Origin of the sequence: Shewanella mytili, from assembly GCF_046765975.1 — a bacterium.
GTDB classification, from domain to species: domain Bacteria; phylum Pseudomonadota; class Gammaproteobacteria; order Enterobacterales; family Shewanellaceae; genus Shewanella; species Shewanella mytili.
Genome location: NZ_JBKOUD010000030.1, coordinates 1 through 3000, shown reverse-complemented (window position 1 = coordinate 3000; position 3000 = coordinate 1). Strand labels below are relative to the sequence as shown.

At 44.9% G+C, this 3000-nt stretch carries 3 protein-coding genes; 1 reads left to right on the top strand and 2 read right to left on the bottom strand.

Annotation, left to right across the window (positions count from 1 at the left end; genetic code table 11):
- Positions 1 to 257 precede the first annotated feature (257 nt).
- The gene (locus ACIDEJ_RS15175; protein WP_411988047.1) at positions 258 to 1229 is read left to right on the top strand and encodes an IS110 family RNA-guided transposase; all 972 of its coding nucleotides are present in this window, start codon (positions 258 to 260) and stop codon (positions 1227 to 1229) included.
- Positions 1230 to 1267: 38 nt separating this feature from the next.
- Here the strand turns inward: ACIDEJ_RS15175 and ACIDEJ_RS15170 are convergent, their stop codons facing one another.
- Both ACIDEJ_RS15170 and ACIDEJ_RS15165 read right to left on the bottom strand, forming a co-directional pair.
- Positions 1268 to 2164 carry a hypothetical protein gene (locus tag ACIDEJ_RS15170; RefSeq protein ID WP_411988884.1) on the bottom strand — a complete coding sequence of 299 codons (897 nt, stop codon included), beginning with the start codon at positions 2162 to 2164 and terminating at the stop codon, positions 1268 to 1270.
- A gap of 96 nt (positions 2165 to 2260) precedes the next feature.
- On the bottom strand, positions 2261 to 3000 hold a 740-nt coding region (locus ACIDEJ_RS15165; RefSeq protein ID WP_411988883.1), incomplete at its 5' end, for an IS3 family transposase.

The window sequence follows — 3000 nt, the reverse complement described above, 5'->3', positions numbered from 1 at the left end:
ACTTGAGCGAAGCGAAACTGCCAAGCGTTGCGAATCCGCCTTAAACGCTTGTATGGATAATAAGCAAGCCAAAAGGGTAAAGTGAGACCCAGGCTTTAGCGGCAACTAAAGCTTTCTATGTGGCAGTTCGGTTGAACGCTGGCTCCTCTGTCGAGAGACCGATAACAAACATGAACGCCTCATAGGACTCCAAGCATAAACCTCGAATAGTCGACTGGGTCTCGAACCCGCATTTCGCAAGCAAGAGCTAGCTTATTATGAATACAAACCCACTTCAAAACATTAATATTGGTGTTGATACTGGCAAATCACAGCTCGACATTTACATCCGTCCACTCGATGTCTTTTTTACCGTGCCAAACAACGAAAAGGGTATCAAACAGGCCTTAACTACTATCAAAAAACACAACCCACAGCGTATCGTTATCGAAGCGACTGGGCGCCTAGAAATGCCCTTCGTGTTAGCGTGTACCGAGGCCAAGTTGCCTATTGTTCGTGCCAATCCTGTTCATATCAAACGCTTTGCCGGTGCTATTGGTCGTAGAGCCAAAAATGACCGCTTAGATGTACAGCTTATCGCCCATTATGGTGAAGCCATTAAACCTGATTTGACGGTCATAAAGGCTAAGAACATACGTTTAATGAGTGACTTAGTAATTCGCCGCAATCAGCTGCTCGCGATGCAGACCATGGAGAAAAATCGTATTCAAATTTTGCCTAAGCACCTACATTCGACAATGACACCCATCCTGACTGCGATAAAAAATCAGGTCTCAAAGATTGAAAATAAGCTTGTTAAACTCATCGAAGATTGCCCCGAATACCAAACTAAAAATACCCTCTTACAAAGCGTACCTGGTATTGGCAATATCGCCGCTGCGTCTATCATCAGCAATGTGCCTGAGTTAGGCTACATTACCAACAAACAAGCGGCTTCACTCATCGGCGTCGCCCCTATTACACGAGAAAGCGGACGCTACAAAGGGAAACGAGTCATCCAAGGAGGCCGCGCACAGGTGAGAACCGTTTTGTACATGGCCATGATGTCAGCCATGCAATGTAACCCTGTTTTCAAGGACACTTACGCTCGATTACTCGAAGCTGGAAAACCAAAGAAAGTGGCGATTATTGCCTGCGTTCGCAAGATGGTGGTCATCCTAAACTCCATGCTTCGAGATGGCATTATGTGGGACCAAAACATCGCCCAAAATAAAGGATTGACGCCATAGTCGTTTGTTATGTGTCTTTAGCTAAACCCAAAGCTCCTTTAGACATACGCAGATAGAGCTTCAGGGTTGTGTCCTGCTTCATCCTCTCGTAATAGATGAATTGTATTTGCGATAGTAGCAAAGCGATTGTCATCAGCTAGTTTTTTTAGATATGAGTGAAGTGCAGTTTCTGGCTTGACTAAGACTCGGTAACGCCCAAGAAATAAATAAGGCTTATCATCAGGTGTTTGGAATTCTCGCCAATAAATGGTACCAGACCAGCGCCCACTTATGTCAGGAACCACATTGACAGGTCTACCCTTATAGTTAACTCTGCTTAGCTGGATGTTTAGCAGACTGACCTCTAAATCGTTACCTATAGGCAACACTCTCGCTGAAGCTAAAGGGTCATTGTCAAAGAGCATAGAGAAATTCCGGTCAGGTTGCATTATATAGACTGGAATGTTGGGGCTATATTGTTTAACAAATCCCTGAACGCAAGCATAAGCAAGTTCAAACGCCTGAGGACTCTCTAACGGAAAGTAAGCCCCGCCATTTAGAAAATTGCGCTGCCCTTGTAAGCAAAAGACTATTCCTTCTATATCAGCCAACTCAGTTAAATTAATAAACTTTGCATTCATAACCGAGTCTTGCAATCGTGAGGTTGGTTCGACAGGAGTGAGTTTGTTACATATTAAGTCTGGGTAGTTTTGATAGGCTATAGCAAGTTCCGAACCCGTGAATATATCATAAACATTTCCGCCGTTACTTGCTGCTTCGTTCTGTAAGGTATGAATCGTCTCAGGATCATAAGATTCTGTACTTTTGAGAAAGCTACGATACCCCTTATGAAAGAGGTTACGCACTTCATCAGTATATTGCTTTTCTGCGGCATTGTTGTTGAGTTGCTGCCTATCGATAGAAAATTCAAAGCCTTTCGGCGTAAGTGAGTTCATGTGATAAGTACCAACTCTAAGTACGTCAATACAAAAAGACGATACTCGAATAGGAACCGAAAAACCACAAATAGCCGATCGTTGCCTATGTAGTGGTCAAGTCATTTTGGCCACATCGTTGTAGCTAATCCAGTAACGTTTCTCCGATTCATTTGGCGTTAAACCACCGTTGTACGAATGCGGTCTCAGTCGGCTGTAATAGCCATGAATATAATCACCTATCTTCTGCTTTGCTGCCGTAAAGCTCCCGTAACCTGTCGTTGGGATCCATTCAGTTTTAAGGCTTCTGAAGAAGCGTTCCATAGGACTATTGTCCCAACAATTTCCTCTGCGACTCATGCTTTGCGTTAAACGATAGCGCCAGATTAACTGACGGAATTTGCGGCTTGTATAGTGACATCCCTGGTCGCTATGGAACATCACCTTCTTTGGTTGTCCGCGATACTCGAACGCCATTGTCAGAGCTTGACTGGTCAGATTGCTGTCCGGTGAATAACTCATTGCCCAACCTATTGGCTTGCGGGCAAACAGGTCGATTACCACTGCCAGATAAGCCCAGCGGTTGCCCGTCCAGATGAAACTGGCATCACCACACCAGACCTGATCCGGCGCAGTCACGGCGAACTGCCTGTCGAGTAAGTTAGGAATAGCAACATGTTCCTGAGTAGCTTTCCTGTAAGTATGTTTTGGCAACTGACAGCTGAATAAGCTCAGTGCTTTCATGAGCTTGCCTGCACGGTATCGGCTAAGTGTAATGTCGTGAGACTCATCGTTTGTGATAATGTCTGAGATGGTTCTGGCCCCGGCAGAACCTCCACTCAGTCGATATGCTTCAC

Bases quoted from the DNA above. Each gene is read 5' to 3' on its own strand.
- ACIDEJ_RS15175 (WP_411988047.1), top strand. From the start codon at position 258: ATGAATACAAACCCACTTCAAAACATTAATATTGGTGTTGATACTGGC.
- ACIDEJ_RS15170 (WP_411988884.1), bottom strand. From the start codon at position 2,164: ATGAACTCACTTACGCCGAAAGGCTTTGAATTTTCTATCGATAGGCAG.